The sequence below is a fragment of the Bradyrhizobium ivorense genome, from assembly GCF_900696085.1.
Taxonomy (GTDB): domain Bacteria; phylum Pseudomonadota; class Alphaproteobacteria; order Rhizobiales; family Xanthobacteraceae; genus Bradyrhizobium; species Bradyrhizobium ivorense.
Map to the genome: position 1 here is coordinate 58,963 of NZ_CAADFC020000008.1, position 16,549 is coordinate 75,511.

Genomic DNA, 16,549 nt, shown 5'->3' on the forward strand with positions numbered 1-16,549 from the left:
GACATGGACAAGCGGTTGGCTCGCGGCTCCGGCTTGCCGATACCATCTATGTTGCCGGGACGACGGATGCTTACCTTCAGCGAAGAGGGTGATGGTCTTGTGCATGACGTCATCGCCCGCCGAGGTCGATGCAGGCTGCCTAGCCACTTAGACGTGGGACACTCGCCGGCTCACGAGAACAGCTGCCGCGCCTTGGTAAGCGCATCGACGAGCGTATCAATCTCTTCATATGTGTTGTAAAGGCCGAAGGACGCACGGCAGGTCGCCAGAACACCGAACCGCTTGAGCAGTGGCATCGCGCAATGGGCCCCTGCCCGCACCGCCACACCTGCGCGGTCGATGACGGTGGCAATATCATGCGCGTGCGCACCGTTCATATCAAAGGAAACGATCGGCCCCTTCTCGGCTGGTGTCCCGATCAAGCGCACGGATTTGATGTCCGCCAGCTGCTGCTGAGCGTAAGCAAGCAGTGCGCTCTCGTGCACGCGGATCTGCTTCTTACCTATTGAATTGATGTAGTCCACAGCCGCCCCCAGACCGATCGCCTCAACGATCGGAGGCGTACCCGCCTCGAAGCGGTGCGGCGGATCACCATAGATGACGCCGGTACGCGAGACCTCACGGATCATCTCGCCCCCGCCATTGAAGGGTGGCATGGACGCCAGATGCTCGGATTTGCCGTAAAGCACGCCGATGCCAGTCGGACCATAGAGTTTATGGCCCGTCATCACATAAAAATCGCAACCGATGTCGCAGACGTCGGTGTTCAGATGGACGCATCCTTGCGAACCATCGATCAGCACCGGGATACCACGAGCGTGCGCGATCCTCGCCACCTCCTTTACCGGCAAGATGGTCCCGAGAGCATTCGACATTTGTGTGATCGCAACAATCTTGGTGCGCCGGGTCAGGAGCTGCTCAAAGGCATCCAGCAGGAAGTTGCCGTCATCATCCACTGGTGCCCATTTGATCACCGCACCGTGGCGCTCTCTGAGAAAATGCCACGGCACGATGTTGGAATGATGTTCCATCGTCGAGAGAACGATCTCATCCCCCGGGGTGACGCGTTCCCGGCCGAAGGTCTGGGCGACCAGATTGATTGCCTCGGTGGCGCTGCGGGTGAAGATGATCTCTTCGTTTAGATGGGCGTTCACAAATCGCGCCAGCTTGGCACGCGCGCCTTCATATGCCTCGGTCGCAGCGTTAGCGAGGTAGTGCAGGCCACGATGCACGTTGGCATATTCGCTTGAGTAGACCTGCATCATGCGGTCAAGTACCGCCTTCGGCTTCTGAGCCGAGGCGGCATTGTCGAGATAGACCAGCGGCCTGCCATAGACCGTCATGCTCAGCGCAGGAAAGTCCGCACGCAGACGGTTAACCTCGTACCTACCATTGCTGATCGCGGGATGCACGCTCATCTGCGCGCCTGCATCCAGTGTTCAGCTTGCGCGGTCACAAGATCGCGCAGATTCTCCGGGGCGATTTCCTCAATCGCCTCGCCCAGGAATGCTCCAATCAGCAACGCCTGCGCGTCCTTCTCGGATAGACCGCGAGCACGCAGATAAAATACGAGAGAACCGTCCAGCGCTCCTGATGTCGATCCGTGGCCGCAAGTCACGTCGTCGGCCAAGATTTCGAGTTCTGGCTTATTGTCGGCCCGGGCCTCGTCGGACAGAAGCAGCGCTCGCGTCGTCAACGTGGCGTCTGCCTTCTGCGCGCCAGGACGAACGACAATCTGGCCTTGGAACACCGAACGGCCGCATTCGTCGATGACCGCACGGAACTTCTCCCGACTGGTGCAATGTGGCACGGCGTGATCGACGACCATTGTCGTGTCGACATGCTGCTTGTGCCTGATGAGATTGACCCCGTTCGCCGAGAGCTTGGATCCCTCGCCAGCCAGCGTAACGAATCCCTGATAGCGACTGACGGAGCCGCTGCAGGTCATGCTGAAGAGATCGAGCTTCGCCCTGGCGCCGACCACGATGATGCCCGATGAGATATTCACCGCGTCAGCGGCGTCGGCCGCCAGTCGGATATACGAAAGGCACGCCTCGTCACCAACCAGGGCAATTGTCGCGTCGTTGGTCTGATAGCCGCTCGCGCCTTCAGCCGAGACGAAACTCTCCACTACGGCCGCATGCGCGCCTTGACCGAGCTGCAGATAGGAGCGCGTGAAGTTGGACACCAATGATCCGGTCGCGACGTGAACGATCTGAATCAGACGCTTCACCGCTTCGCCCTCAGCTATCGCAATAACCAAGCCATCGGTCGCCATTGCCGCATTGAGCGTGATCACCGCATCAGTTGTGGTCGCCAGCACCAGGCCGGCCATCGCGCCGTCGGTCGTATCTTCCAGGACCTCTCGGAGCGACCGCACATCGACCCCGTCTTCCAAACTGTCCACATCGGAAAGCTCCGGGGCGAATATGCCATCCACCAAGACGAGTTTGACCACCCGATCGGCACCTGCTTGCTTAACCGACGCCGCTGCGCGCACCAGCGCGGCCGCATCGGGTCGAGGAGCGAGTGGCAGGACCGCGCCAATCAGGGTGCGCAGATCGGTATATTTCCAAGCCTCGATGCGCCGATGCGGGAGGCCGGCGCGCTCGTAGGCCTCGAACGCCCTCGTACGGATATGAGCGACGAGCCCGGAGCCAGGCAACCGTCCATGCGCCGCGGCGAAGACATTGTCCGTTGCGTGCCCGGCGGCGGCTTTGGTCACAACCTGCTTCATCGGGAAATCCCTTGCGCGGTCACGCCGCGTCTTCGAATTGGGCATAGCCACAAGCCTCAAGCTCCAGCGCGAGTTCTTTTCCGCCGCTCTTTCTTACCTGCCCTTTCGACATCACGTGGACAACGTCCGGCACGATGTAGTCGAGAAGCCGCCGATAGTGTGTGATTACAATCATCGCGCGTTCCGGCGAACGCAGAGCGTTGATGCCACCCGCGACAATCCGCAGCGCGTCGATATCGAGGCCGGAATCTATCTCATCCAGGATGCACAGGCTCGGCTCGAGCAACGCCATCTGCAAAATCTCGTTGCGCTTCTTCTCGCCGCCGGAAAATCCGACATTGAGGCCGCGCTTGAGCATGCCTTGCGGTATGTTGAGCGACTTCGCAACCTCGCGAACTCGTTTTATAAAATCGGGAGTGGAGAATTCCTTTTGTGCTCGCGCCTTGCGCTGGGCGTTCAACGCCGCACGCAGGAAGTTCATGGTGGTCACCCCGGAAATTTCCACCGGATATTGGAATGCAAGAAATACGCCATTGGCGGCGCGTTCGTTTGCTTCCATCGCGAGCAGGTCTTCACCCTTGAATAGGATCTGGCCAGCGCTCACTTGATAGCCGGGCTTGCCGGAGATAACGTGACTGAGTGTGGACTTTCCGGAGCCGTTCGGCCCCATGATTGCATGCACCTCACCCGCATTGACCGTAAGATCGAGGCCGCGAAGAATTTCGCAGTCCTCGATACCAACATGCAAATCTCGGACTTCGAGTAGCGCCATTTTAACCCGCCCCTGAAATGCGTCATCCAGAACGCAAGCCGCAATCGCGAGGGCTCGCGGAAACATTTAGTTATCCGACGGATCCATCGAGCGAGATCGAGATCAACTTCTGCGCCTCCACCGCGAACTCCATCGGCAGCTGCTGCAGCACGTCCTTGACGAAACCGTTGACCACGAGGCCGACGGCTTCCTCCTGGCTGAGCCCGCGCTGGACGCAGTAGAACAGCACGTCCTCGGAGATCTTTGACGTCGTCGCCTCATGCTCGAACGTCGCCGAGGAATTCTTGGCTTCGACATAGGGCACGGTGTGCGCGCCGCATTTGTCGCCGATCAAAAGCGAATCGCAGGCGGTGTAATTGCGCGCGCCGGTTGCCTTGCGATGGGCGCTGACCAGGCCGCGATAGGTGTTCTGCGACTTGCCGGCCGCGATGCCCTTCGAGATGATGCGGCTCGACGTGTTCTTGCCGAGATGGATCATCTTGGTGCCGCTGTCGACCTGCTGGAAACCGTTCGAGATCGCAATCGAGTAGAACTCACCGCTCGAATTGTCGCCGCGCAGGATGCAGCTCGGGTACTTCCAGGTGATCGCGGAGCCGGTCTCGACCTGGGTCCACGAGATCTTGGAATTCTTGCCGCGGCAGTCGCCGCGCTTGGTGACGAAATTGTAGATGCCGCCCTTGCCCTCGGAATTGCCGGGGTACCAGTTCTGCACCGTCGAATACTTGATCTCGGCGTCGTCGAGCGCGACCAGCTCGACCACGGCGGCGTGCAGCTGATTCTCATCGCGCTGCGGCGCGGTGCAGCCCTCGAGATAGGAAACGTAGGAGCCCTTGTCGGCGATGATCAGCGTGCGCTCGAACTGGCCGGTGTTGCGCTCGTTGATGCGGAAGTAGGTCGACAGCTCCATCGGGCAGCGCACGCCCGGCGGCACGTAGACGAACGAGCCGTCGGAGAACACCGCCGAATTCAGCGTCGCGAAATAGTTGTCCGAGGTCGGCACCACGCTGCCGAGATATTTCTGCACCAGCTCGGGATGCTCGCGGATCGCCTCCGAGATTGGCATGAAGATCACGCCGGCCTTCTTCAGCTCGGCCTTGAAGGTGGTGGCCACCGAAACCGAATCGAACACCGCGTCGACCGCGATCTTGCGGCTCGGCGTCTGCTCGCCGCCGGGCGCCGGCTCGACGCCCTCGAGGATCGCGACCTCGCGCAGGGGAATGCCGAGCTTCTCGTAGGTCTTGAGAATCTCCGGATCGATCTCGTCGATCGAGGTCAGCGCCTTCTTCGGCTTCGGCGCCGCGTAATAGTAGATGTCCTGGTAGTCGATCTTCGGATAGTTGACGCGCGCCCAGGTCGGCTCGGTCATGGTCAGCCAGCGGCGGAACGCCTCCAGACGCCATTCCAGCATCCAGGCCGGCTCATCCTTCTTGGCGGAGATGAAGCGGACGGTGTCTTCCGACAGCCCCTTCGGGGCCTTCTCGGACTCGATCTCCGTCTCAAACCCATATCGATACTGGTCGACGTCGATGCGCCGGACGCGCTCGACCGTCTCTTGTACAGCAGGCATTCAATCCTCCGCTCGCACACGGAAAACTCCAGCCGACGATGATTGCCCCGCGCGCCCCTCCAAGCTGATCGCGCAAGTCCTGGCCAACGCGGGATCAGCGGGTGAGAGAACCAGGTCCCCGACCCAGACAGCCGTCGCTAGAGTCTTCATCCTGCTTTGTGCCGCAGTCCCCCTCATCGGCCACCCCTTATGCCGGCACGCAGGTGTCGGGCACTGGGCAAACGACAGCGCATTGCGGCGCCTCAAAATGACCCTCACATTGAGTGCACTGAGCCGGATTGATCACATATATATCGTTCTTCAGGCTGATCGCCGCGTTGGGACATTCGAACTCACACGCGCCACAGACGGTGCACTGGGACGCGATTATCTTGTAGGCCATTACTGCGATTCCATAAGCAAAGTGCGGACCGCTTCTTGCCTTCAAGTCTTATGCCAAAGAGCCTGGGCTTGATCTGTCTCGGCTATTTTCCAAAGGCATGTCGCCGCCTCAATGGTTGTCGCAAATGCTACAATCGGCCTCACGGCAGCTTGATCTCGACACTGTAGTTAGAGCGCAGGGTCGATCCGCCAGCCCAGTTCGCATTTCCCAGCACAGCCAGAAAACGTCGTGCCCGATCGCGCAGATAACGGTCGCTTCGGTGATCGCGGTCCCTCTGGGCGAGCCGCGGCAGGCAATGTTCGATCCCTGCGGATGACCGGCAAACCTGCTTTCCCTGTAGAGGACGGAGGTAGTTGGCTCGCAGCACGGGGACGACCGAAAGCCAAGCGCGATCGTCTGGTGATCCCTCGGCTTCGTTCCGCGCTCAAAGAAATGCCAGCGGTACTGAGCAGGTCGAAAGAGCCGAAAAAAAAGCCACCCCGAAGGGTGGCCCAAGTCAGGGAGGAAACGCCCGTGTGGGCCTCTGGGAATCAGGCCGCAGCCTGTTCGATCGGAGAGAAGGGGAGCCCGAGGCTCTCGGCAACCGCCTTGTAAGTCAGCCGACCCCGATGGACATTGAGGCCCGCGCGCAGGTGCGGACTCTCGAGCACGGCGGAAAAGCCCTTGTTGGCCAGGGCCAAACCAAACGGCAGCGTGGCGTTGTTCAGTGCCTGGCTCGAGGTCAGCGGCACCGCGCCGGGCATATTGGCCACGCAATAATGAATGATGCCATCCACTTCGTAAGTTGGATCAGCGTGAGTGGTTGGGTGCGACGTCTCAAAGCAGCCGCCCTGATCGATAGCGACATCCACGATGACCGCCCTCTTACGCATTGAGCTCAGCATGCTCCGGCGGACCAGCTTCGGCGCGCTCGCTCCTGGAACGAGCACCGCACCAATCACCACATCGGCCGCAAATACCTCCTCCTCCACGGATTCGATGGTAGAAAATCTGGTACGAACCCGCCCTTCGAATAGCTCGTCCAGCTCGCGGAGCCGGGGTATCGAACGGTCGATGATGGTGACCTCCGCGCCCAAACCGACCGCCATGCGTGCGGCGTGCGTGCCGACGACGCCGCCTCCGATCACAACGATCCGAGCCGGCTGAACACCGGGCACTCCACCGATCAACAGCCCTCGTCCGCCTGCACTCCGCTTCAGCGCACTACCCGCAGCTTCGATCGCAAGCCTACCTGCGACCTCGCTCATTGGCGCCAGCAGTGGAAGACCACCATGGGCATCAGTTACGGTCTCATAAGCGATCGCGGTGCACCCAGATTTCAGGAGCCCCTTGGCCTGCTCCGGGTCCGGCGCCAGATGCAGGTAAGTGAACAGGATCTGGCTCTCCCGCAGCTGGCTCCATTCGGACGGCTGAGGCTCCTTAACCTTTACGATCATCTCGCTCGATGAAAATATCTCCCCTGCGGAATCCAGAATCGTGGCGCCGGCGGCGCGATAATCGTCATCGGTTGCACCAATGCCGGCGCCGGCATTGGTCTCGATCATCACGCGGTGGCCCGCTGCCACGTATTCGCGGACGGCTCCAGGGGTAAGGCCCACGCGATATTCGTGCGCCTTGATTTCCTTGGGGACTCCGACCTTCATTTGAAAACTCCCTGCCTAGAGGGGCTTTTTAATCGCAAGAGCGCAGCGATATTGCGATGCAGGCGGCTAAATGGCGCAGGAATTCAGCGATCTTTGATCAGCGACGCAGGATTTCAAACAAACAGATGCGAACCGGATTGAGACGACCATGCTCGCTGAGCTTGACCATCGTTCCCTCATGCTCCCCGCAAATGGGTGTGGCGTGTTCAGCAGATCCGAGGCAATTGTTCGCCTGACAACCAATCGACAATACGTCCGCCGCCGAAACTGGTGGCCAATTGCACAAATTTGTGATCGTCAGCTACGGCCTCGCCAATATCGGCTGCATCGCACCCGAGCGGATGCGCCTTCATGGCTGCAAGCACGGCATCAGCCACATCAGGCGCGACGATCGCAACGAGCTTGCCCTCATTAGCGACATGGATCGGATCAAGCCCAAGGAGTTCGCAGGTGGCCGCAACCGCAGGCTTTACCGGAATGGCCGCTTCCTGCAGACGGAACCCGAGGCCAGACTGATGCGCAATCTCGTTGAGGGTGGCGGCAAGACCGCCGCGCGTGGGGTCACGCATCACCCGGATGCCGCGCCCGCCAGCCGCCATCATGACGGCCACGAGGTCATGCAGCGATGCCGAATCCGAGACGATCTCAACTTGAAGAGCGGCGTTCTGGCGCGTTGACATGATCGCCACCCCATGATCGCCAAGGCTGCCCGACACCAGCACACGGTCCCCGATCCTTGCTTTGTCGGCGGACAGATCGAGCCCATCGGCCAGAACCCCGATCCCGGTCGTAGAGATGAACAACCCATCCGCCTTGCCGCGCTCGACGACCTTGGTATCCCCGGTGATGATGTAAACGCCGGCACCGCGCGCCGCCACGCCCATCGACTGCGCAATCGTCCCTAGATCCGAAAACCGGAAACCCTCCTCGATGATGAAGCTAGCCGACAGATAGAGCGGACGCGCGCCGGCCATCACGACATCATTGATCGTGCCGTGCACAGCCAATGACCCGATATTGCCGCCGGGAAAGAACAGCGGCGAGACCACATAGCCGTCGGTCGTCATCACCATCCTGCCTGCCGCAACCTCAAAAGCCGACTGATCATTGCAGCGGGCGAGCCATTCATTACCGAAGGCTTGGTGAAAAAGGCCGGAGATCAGTTGTGCCATGGCGCGCCCCCCGGATCCGTGGGAAAGATCAACGCGTCCGTTCTCGACGTCGAGCTTGCCATGATAATCCTTACCGCTCATGACAACCGCCTCACCTGATCATCGCGAACTCGGCCGTAGGTCCAATACGCGGCACAAGCGCCTTCCGAGGAAACCATGCAGGACCCGATGGGTGTTTCCGGCGTGCAGACGGTTCCAAACAGCTTGCAGTCAACCGGTCGCTTGGCGCCGCGCAGGATCGCGCAGCATTCGCATGCCGGATTGTCGGCGACACGCAGCTCGTGCATCGCAAAGCGCGCCTCGGCATCAAATCCCGCGTAGGCCCGCTTCAGCTTCAGTCCGCTGTTGGGGACGAGACCGAGCCCCCGCCATTCGAACTGCTCACGCAGTTCGAATACCTGCGAGACCTCGTCCTTGGCGCGTCGATTGCCTTGGCGCGTCACCGCTCGGCTGTATTGGTTCTCCACCTCGTAGCGGCCTTCGTTCACCTGCCGCACCAACATCAGGATCGCCTGCATCACGTCGAGCGGTTCAAATCCCGCGATGACGATCGGCTTGCCGAATTGTTCCACCAGGGGCTCGTAAGGCTGCGTACCGATGATCGTGCTGACATGTGCAGGACCGACGAAGCCATCGATTGCGACCCCACCGATGTTGCGCATCTTCGGGTTCTCGAGAATGCTATGCATCGCAGAGGGCGTAAGCACGTGGTTGCAGAACACGCTGAGGCCCCTCAGCCGCTTCTTTTCGGCAATCCGGACCATCACCGCCGTCGGGGGCGTCGTGGTCTCAAATCCGATGGCAAAGAAGACCACCTCCCGGCTTGGCACCTGTTCGGCGAGCCGGATAGCGTCGAGTGTCGAATAGACCATCCGAATGTCTGCGCCGAGCGCTTTGGCGCGCATCAGGGACTGTCCCTGCGACCCGGGCGCGCGCATCAGGTCGCCATACACGCACAGAGTGACCTCCGGCCGCTCGACGAGCCGGATCGCCATGTCAATCCGGCTGGCGGGCAGAACGCAGACGGGACAGCCGGGCCCGTGGATCATGCGAACGTTCGCGGGCAGCAATTCCTCGAGGCCGTAGCGGGAGATCGCATGAGTGTGTCCGCCACAGAATTCCATGAACCGGTAAGCCCGTCGCGGACCGGCTTCGGCGCCAATCGCCCGCGCGAGCCCCAGTGCGATGGTCTTGTCACGAAATTCATCGGCATATTTCATGATCAAGGTTCCTGCCCTGCACTGCCTAGCTCCTGCAGGAGCTGCAACGTGCGCTTGGCTTCTGTCGGGTCGATCTTCGATAGGGCGTAGCCGACATGGACAAGAACGCTGTCGCCGACATCGAGCTCATCGATGAGAGCGATCGATATTTCCAAGCTGACCCCATCGATGGACACGATCGCCATATCGTCGGGAAGAATTTTCGAAATCTTTGCCGGGACCGAAAGACACATATCAGGTTGCTCCTTTCAGGGCTGACGGCTGTTCGGCAGTCTGCAGAGCGGCAATCCAGGCCTGACCAAGGCTCAAGCCGCCATCGTTGGGCGGCAGCTGCCGTGGCACCAGCGGGGTGAGGCCTGCGCTGCGGCAACCGCGCTCAATTTCATCCGCCAGCACCGCGTTCAGAAAACAGCCGCCGCTTAGAATGATGGTATTGACGCCGGTTCTCCGCGCAGCGCGCCCGACCCAGTCGATGCAGGCGGCGGCAAAGGTGCCATGAAACAGCCCGGCTCCGTCTGCGGCGTCGAGGTCGTCTGCAATCAACCGCGAAAATAGCGGACGAAGCGACAGCACGCCGCGGTCGATGGTCCAGCCCGCTTCGAAAATCTCAGTCCGCCGCACCATCGCTTCGAGCTTCATCGCGGCTTCGCCCTCATAGCTCTGCAAACTTGCAACCCCCAGCAGCGCCGCCGCGGCATCGAACAACCGGCCCGCGCTGGTCGTGGTGGCCCCGCCCGCTTGATCGAGCAATGCCGACACACGCCCAGCCTGCCGCTGCGCAGCAAAGCGAGGCCCGATTTCGTGACGTCGGCCGAGCGCCTGCAATATTGCGCTTGCCATGCGCCACGGCTCGCGGGCTGCGCGATCGCCGCCAGGCATTTGCAGGGGCGCGAGATGCCCGATGCGTCGAAACCTCGTTCCTTCGCACAACAATAGCTCGCCCCCCCAGTTACCACCGTCGGAACCGAGGCCATGGCCGTCGAGCACCAAGGCAAGCGCAGGTCCGGCATGGCCATGCTCAGCGATGACGGCGGCAGCGTGGGCGTGGTGATGCTGGACGGCGACAAGCGCCCGGCCGCTTGCTTGCGCAAACCGGGTCGACGCCATATTGGGATGCATATCATGGGCGATGACGACAGGCTCCACATCAAGAGTCGATGTGAGGTGGTGGATCGTCTGCTCGAACACACATATCCCTTCGGCCGTATCGAGATCGCCAATATGCTGGGAGACGAAGGCTTCGTTGTCGCGCGTGATGGTGACGGTTGATTTCAGCGCGCCGCCGACGGCGAGCACGACCGGCACAGACCTCGCAAGCCGGATCGGGTCGGGAACATAGCCACGTGCCCGGCGAACGAATTGGGTCCGGCTGGCCACCACCGACAGCACGGAGTCGTCGGCTCGCGTCAGGATATCGCGATCATGGGTCACGACAAGGTCGGCGATCCCCTCGAGCCGCCGCAGCGCCTGCGCGTTGTCAATCACGAGCGGTTCGCCGCAAGAATTGGCGCTGGTTGCGACGATGACCGGGCCTGCCCCCGCAAGCCATGCTCCTGTCGAGTGAAGCGCATGAAAGATGAGGTGATGCAGTGGCGCTACCGGCAGCATGACACCTACGCGGGATAAGCCAGGAGCTATGGCGGGCGCCAAATCATTGCGCGAAGCTAAAAGGACGACGGGACGTGCCACGGATTCAAGCAACGCAAGCTCTGCCGCGTTCGCTTCCGCGATTTCATTGACACGCCCTATGGAAGAGACCATGACCGCGAACGGCTTCTGGGGGCGCTGCTTTCTGCTGCGCAAACGCTGCACGGCGTCCTGGTTGCGCGCATCGCAAAGCAGCTGATACCCGCCGAGCCCCTTTATCGCCACGATTTGGCCGCGGGCAATCGCCGCAACAATGGCATTGACCCCATGGCTAAGCCGAGGACCGCATATCGGACACGCGATCGCCTCCGCATGAAACCTGCGGCTCGCTGGATCGGCATATTCGGCCGCGCAGGCGGCACACAGCCTGAAAGCTTTCATGACCGTGTTGCGGCGATCGTACGGAAGCTGTTCGGCGATCGTGTAGCGCGGGCCGCAATGGGAGCAGCTGACGAAGGGATAAAGGTAATGACGATTTTCTGGATCGAATAACTCACCCAGGCATTGCCGGCAGGTCGCGGCATCGGCAACGATCCGCGTTGACAACCTGCCGTCTTCGCTCGCGCAAATCGAAAAGTCTTGTGCCGCGAGCGCCCTGGTGCGCTGAACGCTGATGTGGTCGATACGTGCCAGTGGAGGCGGCTCGAGCGGCAAAGCGGCGACAAACTCGGGCGCCCGGTTACCCTCGACTTCGATTGTGACGCCCTCCGGACCATTGACGACGAACCCCGCCAATCCGTATCGCGTGGCGAGGCCATAGACGTAGGGACGAAAGCCGACCCCTTGCACGGCCCCGCTCACGCGCACGCGCAGCCGCGTTGGGTCGCGGATGGTGGCGGCGCTCATCGCCTGGTGTCCTCCAAGGCGCGCCTTTGATGCGCTGCCTGCTTATCGATCCAAGTGTAGAGTGCGCCAAAACCCTCGCCGGTCCGCGCCGAGACCGCGAGCATTTCGATCTTGGGATTGACGCGTCTTGCGTATTCGACGGTCTTGCCCAAATTGAATTCAAGCACCGACGCCAGATCGATCTTGTTGATCAGCATCAGCGAAGAAGCGGCAAACATATCCGGATATTTGAGCGGCTTGTCTTCACCTTCGGTGGTCGACAACACCACGATCTTGCAGGCCTCACCTAGATCGAAGGCAGCGGGACAGACCAGATTCCCGACGTTCTCGATAAAGAGAATACCGCGCGTGAGCGGCGGCAAGCGGCGATACGCCTCACCGATCATGGCAGCATCGAGATGGCAACACTTGCCGGTATTGACTTGAATAGCTGGTACACCAGCCGAGCGAATGCGTTCGGCATCGTTCGAGGTCTGCTGATCGCCCTCGATGACTCCGATCGGGCAGCTGCGCTTGAGCTCGGACACGGTGCGGACCAGCAGCGCGGTCTTGCCTGCACCAGGACTGGACATAAGATTAAATACGAGCAGATCGTCGGCCATGAAGAGGGCGCGGTTTTCCGCCGCGATCCTGTTATTCTTGCCAAGGATGTCGCGCCCGACCTGAATGACGTGCTCGCAGCTCATGCCCGCGACCTTCAAGGCAGACAGGTCGGCGCCGCGGCTCACAAGCGCCTGCCCACCATGCGCCTGATGATGGCCAGGATGATGAGGGTGATCATGGCCGGCATGGTGTGAATGCTGCAGGCGCTGCTCGCCATGCAGATGCGCCTCATGGCGATCGCGATTGTCCTGCACATGGGGACGCTCGCGAGCGCGGCCTTGGGCATCATGCAGTTCGGCGCGTTCGGTTGAAGACGCCTGTCCGCTGCAGCCGCATACGCTACACATCAATCGATCTCCAGCTCTTTCACTCGCATCTCTTCGCCTGCCGTTACCTGCAACTGATAGCTGCCGCAGCATGGACAGCACTCATCGCGCCGTGCAATCTCGACGCTCTTCGAACAGGTCATGCACCAGGCCACGCCGGGACGTTCGATGATCCTAAGAGCCGCGCCCTCGGCAATGGTTCGCGTTGCAACGACAGCAAAGCAGAATCTGATCGCTTCAGGCGCAACATGGCTCAACGCCCCGATCTCCAGACAGACGCTCCGCACCTGGGAAAGCGATCGGCGACGCGCCTCCTCCTCGACGATTTCGACGATGCTTTGACAAAGCGCCATTTCATGCATCGTCAACTTTGCGAAACTTCAGCGTGAACCCGACGCAGGGATCAAGCGATTCAATCACCGCACGAACCGCTTTCTGATGTCGTCTGGCCGTCAGCGCCGCGCCCTGCAGATTCCGGACAAGCGGTCCGCGCAAATGGAAATTCCATTCCGTCGGTGCAAGACATTCGAAGCGGGATATCTGGCCCTGAGGATCAAGCTCGACCGCGTGATAGAGCCGGCCCCTGGCGCATTCGACCGCGGCCGCTCCTCGTCCGGGACCTAGCTTGTAGCTTTCGATGATCCCAGGCTCGGCCGACTCGATATGAGCACCGGACTTGAGCCAATCGCATAGCTGCACGATTTCTGCAATTCTGGCCTTCAGCCGCGCGACCGCACCCGACCGACCCAGCCAGAGCCGATCACGCGTCATTTGGCGCGCCCATGGACCCGTCTCGGGCGCACGTCCCCCAAGATTGGGACAATGGCAAAATGTCGGGTCATCGCCGAGCAGCCGTTCAGTGATGTTGCAGTCGTCGGCAGCGGACAGGAACGAGTGCGCGATCGGGATGGACTTCAAGTCGACCTCGTCAAGCGCTGCAATGCAAAGCGCGAACGGGCTACCGGGCCTCGGCGCGCCATCTTCATCCGGCATGCCGAGTGCCGCGAGCGCAGCCACAATCTGCGCTATAGCCTCTCGCCGAGCAGAGCCGCGTGCTGGCCGTGCGCTGCTGACAAGCACTGACAATCCTCGTATGAGGGACCGGATCGCCGCCGCACTGACGTTGGGCGTAGGATGCCCGACAAAGAGGCCCCGCAGCAATTCTGAGATGCGCTCGGCAACCACCAGGATCATCCGACGCTGTTTCGTCCCGAGCATGATCTTTTCGTCACGTGCCGCCTCGATCGCGAACAGCAGTGCGGTTTGTTGCGCAGCGGCACATACTGTGAAGAGATGCGGCAGCGCCTCGAGCAACGCCGATGCCGGTTTGCCGGCGGCCAGCCGTGCCAGTGGCGGCCGGACTCGCGGCAGGATCTCGACCGCGGCGATGACGTCGGCAGCAAGCGATATGGTGACATCGATTTTATTGCGGGCGACGAGGCTCATGCGCACCGCTCCGCCATCATCTCACGCAAGAAATGCCGGCGGTCGGTCAGACAGAGATGTGGCGCATGGATATGATTTGGCGCTCGGCGGTTGGCCGGCCACATCGTGGCAAGGACCGCTGCTTCGGCGCGGGCACCACCCATACCTTTGCGTGTGGAGATCGCCGAGAGCAGGGAGCAACAGGCAATCGAGCTCAACGATGCGATTTCGCTGACACCAAGCTCAATGTCGCGAGATCGAACTCGCAAGCGCAGGTTCGATTTCCGCCCAGCATGCCCCTGGCAGGCGCTGTTACGCAGGAAAACGACCATCTTCATGGCCCAAGGCGCGCCCATCACGCTGCCGGCCCTGCCCTCCGCCCGTGCGAAACCCAATCGCTTCGGCCCTGAACGCGGATCGTTCAAGGTCGGTCGCGTACGCACGGTTCGACCGGCCGTATCCCAATAGGCTGCTACGAGCATCTCCTCAGATGCCGACACATCGGCGTGCCCGCTCCTGCGAAGGTCCTGTTTGCGCTCAAGCATCATTTTCAACCGACGCGAAGCCGAACTTCGACGCGCGAAAGCCGAAGACGCTTTCGATTTTTGGGACGCAACGCACTCACGCAGCAGTCTGCGTCGCCATTGCTCTCTGGTCGGTTGTGCATGATCCAGCCAACGCCACATTGGACGGGCGCGCCGTCTGTGAGAACCGGCCGGATGCCAAATATTCTCCAAGCTCTTCATGTGACGTAAGCCTTCATGATTTCCCGCAGGCGTTCGGCGGAATCCTCGAAATCCTCGTCGGCAGCCAACGCAACAATCGGCACGCCGCCGACCTCAAGCGTGTCCAGGATGATGTTGTCGATAGAATTGAAGAACTGCACCGACCACACATTCCGTGTCGCAGTCGCCCGCACTTGGCATGCGCCGTAGCCGCGAAGGATGAGTTGGACCGGACCATTGCCCACGCTTTGCTGGAGAAACGCCAGGTCGATGGCGTTCATCGGCAACAGCGTGAGATTGATGACATGCGCGCGCATGCCGGACCGCCAGGCGCGGACCCGCTCGCGTGTTTCGGCGAGCACCGGCAGCACGTTCATCGCGCCGCCAGGCGCGGCGCCGATCACCAGATCGGTCGACGTCAGGTCCGTTGCGGCACGCCGCACAATCTGCGGGATCGCGCCGACCTCAACATATTCGTGTGCCGGATCCGCCCCGATACGCACGCGCCAGATTCCCGCAAGTACGGACTCCTGGATTTCCGCCCGGGAGCCATCTGGCAGCGCAACGACGCCGGCGACCTCGCCTTTTCCAAGCACTTCGGCAATCAGGTTGCGCTCGAGATCACTGAGATTCGAAAGCCTGTACAGTTGTGTGCGTGCGCCGCTCTTCAGGCCACGAGCGGCGGCAGCGGCATTCGATAACAGCGTGATGGCATTCGGACAATTTTTTGCAAGCTCGTCGGCATCGCGCCAAGCGCGCTTGGCCGGCGCCGCGACAGCCGTGGGCCCGCTATGGACGATGTCGCGACTATCCGCATCCACGGGAAACCCGCCCACCGCCGCAGCGGCGCCTTCGTATCCGATGCGCGCCGCTGTTTTCATGATGCGACGTTCCGTGGGGCTGGCCGAGAGGAAATGCCATCGGCTGTGCAGTCGCCACCGGCGTGTGATCCCACGATCGGCGCCGAGATGCGGTCGATCTTGACCAGACGGATCTGGCTCTTGCCGACCCGGCGGAGTGTGCCGCGCTGATGGCGCTCGATCTGCGTCGGCGGGCCACGCAGGCCGAGGCGCCCGCCCAGCCCGCCGCCGGCGCTGCGCGCGGTTACGACCCCTTGCACGGGCCGCGGATGCGCCTTGATCTGTTCAGAAAGCGCGATTGCGACATGGTTGGCCCGGAGCGAATATACGGGACCGGCTGCCGACGGCAGCTCCACGCCCCACCTCCCAGGATCCTGTGTGGCAAGATGTGCATGGACGCCCACACTCTCTACCTCGGACAGAGCGGGCCGCGCCAGATCATGCTTCGCCGGCTGGAAGTTCATCAGAGGCCTTTCTGATAGTGTTCTGGCTCTGCTCGGCGAGGTATTAGCAAGGCACATGCCAATCCATCGTCTCACGGCGATCGCGTTCGCGCCCGGATCAGCGGCTGTGAGCGCTTGACATTTTCGGTGCAGGGGTTGCCTACGATGCAGATTCGATTTG

General features: G+C 61.3%; 16 protein-coding genes. All 16 read right to left on the reverse strand.

The window, feature by feature from the left end; all coding sequences use genetic code 11:
* Positions 1-170 precede the first annotated feature (170 nt).
* Positions 171-1,418, reverse strand: coding sequence for a cysteine desulfurase (locus CI41S_RS11370; RefSeq protein WP_172627990.1), 1,248 nt, complete (start codon positions 1,416-1,418; stop codon positions 171-173).
* Complete coding sequence (gene sufD, locus CI41S_RS11375) at positions 1,415-2,737, reverse strand: Fe-S cluster assembly protein SufD (RefSeq protein WP_139859023.1); 1,323 nt, start codon at positions 2,735-2,737, stop codon at positions 1,415-1,417. Before sufD ends, CI41S_RS11370 begins: the two co-directional genes overlap by 4 nt.
* Before the next feature lie 19 nt (positions 2,738-2,756).
* Positions 2,757-3,509, reverse strand: a complete 753-nt coding sequence (sufC, locus tag CI41S_RS11380) for a Fe-S cluster assembly ATPase SufC (RefSeq protein WP_139859024.1) — start codon at positions 3,507-3,509, stop codon at positions 2,757-2,759.
* A 70-nt stretch (positions 3,510-3,579) separates the two neighbouring features.
* Positions 3,580-5,076: a Fe-S cluster assembly protein SufB gene (sufB, locus tag CI41S_RS11385; protein WP_139859025.1), complete on the reverse strand. Its 1,497-nt coding sequence runs from the start codon at positions 5,074-5,076 to the stop codon at positions 3,580-3,582.
* 187 nt (positions 5,077-5,263) lie between these two features.
* Positions 5,264-5,458 carry a 4Fe-4S binding protein gene (locus CI41S_RS11390; protein WP_139481194.1) on the reverse strand — a complete coding sequence of 65 codons (195 nt, stop codon included), beginning with the start codon at positions 5,456-5,458 and terminating at the stop codon, positions 5,264-5,266.
* 530 nt (positions 5,459-5,988) lie between these two features.
* Positions 5,989-7,101, reverse strand: coding sequence for an alanine dehydrogenase (ald, locus tag CI41S_RS11395; protein ID WP_139859026.1), 1,113 nt, complete (start codon positions 7,099-7,101; stop codon positions 5,989-5,991).
* Between the two features lie 206 nt (positions 7,102-7,307).
* Positions 7,308-8,354: a hydrogenase expression/formation protein HypE gene (gene hypE / locus CI41S_RS11400; protein WP_139859027.1), complete on the reverse strand. Its 1,047-nt coding sequence runs from the start codon at positions 8,352-8,354 to the stop codon at positions 7,308-7,310.
* On the reverse strand, positions 8,351-9,493 hold the full coding sequence (gene hypD, locus CI41S_RS11405; RefSeq protein ID WP_139859028.1) for a hydrogenase formation protein HypD: 1,143 nt from the start codon (positions 9,491-9,493) through the stop codon (positions 8,351-8,353). Before hypD ends, hypE begins: the two co-directional genes overlap by 4 nt.
* Positions 9,494-9,495: 2 nt before the next feature.
* The gene (locus CI41S_RS11410) at positions 9,496-9,726 is read right to left on the reverse strand and encodes a HypC/HybG/HupF family hydrogenase formation chaperone (RefSeq protein WP_139481198.1); all 231 of its coding nucleotides are present in this window, start codon (positions 9,724-9,726) and stop codon (positions 9,496-9,498) included.
* Position 9,727: 1 nt separating this feature from the next.
* Entirely contained in the window at positions 9,728-11,986 is a 2,259-nt protein-coding gene (gene hypF / locus CI41S_RS11415) for a carbamoyltransferase HypF (RefSeq protein WP_139859029.1), read from the reverse strand.
* Positions 11,983-12,936 (reverse strand): hydrogenase nickel incorporation protein HypB, encoded by a 954-nt coding sequence (hypB, locus tag CI41S_RS11420; protein WP_139859030.1) that lies wholly within the window; start codon positions 12,934-12,936, stop codon positions 11,983-11,985. Before hypB ends, hypF begins: the two co-directional genes overlap by 4 nt.
* Complete coding sequence (gene hypA / locus CI41S_RS11425) at positions 12,936-13,277, reverse strand: hydrogenase maturation nickel metallochaperone HypA (protein WP_139481300.1); 342 nt, start codon at positions 13,275-13,277, stop codon at positions 12,936-12,938. Before hypA ends, hypB begins: the two co-directional genes overlap by 1 nt.
* Entirely contained in the window at positions 13,270-14,361 is a 1,092-nt protein-coding gene (locus CI41S_RS11430; RefSeq protein ID WP_139859031.1) for a nickel-dependent hydrogenase large subunit, read from the reverse strand. The genes hypA and CI41S_RS11430 overlap by 8 nt, the downstream gene beginning before the upstream one ends.
* A complete protein-coding gene (hybE, locus tag CI41S_RS45140) occupies positions 14,358-15,086 on the reverse strand; it encodes a [NiFe]-hydrogenase assembly chaperone HybE (protein WP_139859032.1) in 729 nt (242 codons plus the stop codon). The genes CI41S_RS11430 and hybE overlap by 4 nt, the downstream gene beginning before the upstream one ends.
* Positions 15,083-15,946 (reverse strand): hydrogenase expression/formation protein, encoded by an 864-nt coding sequence (locus CI41S_RS11440; RefSeq protein WP_172627992.1) that lies wholly within the window; start codon positions 15,944-15,946, stop codon positions 15,083-15,085. Before CI41S_RS11440 ends, hybE begins: the two co-directional genes overlap by 4 nt.
* Positions 15,943-16,281 carry a hypothetical protein gene (locus CI41S_RS11445; protein WP_244626472.1) on the reverse strand — a complete coding sequence of 113 codons (339 nt, stop codon included), beginning with the start codon at positions 16,279-16,281 and terminating at the stop codon, positions 15,943-15,945. Before CI41S_RS11445 ends, CI41S_RS11440 begins: the two co-directional genes overlap by 4 nt.
* Between the last annotated feature and the right edge of the window lie 268 nt (positions 16,282-16,549).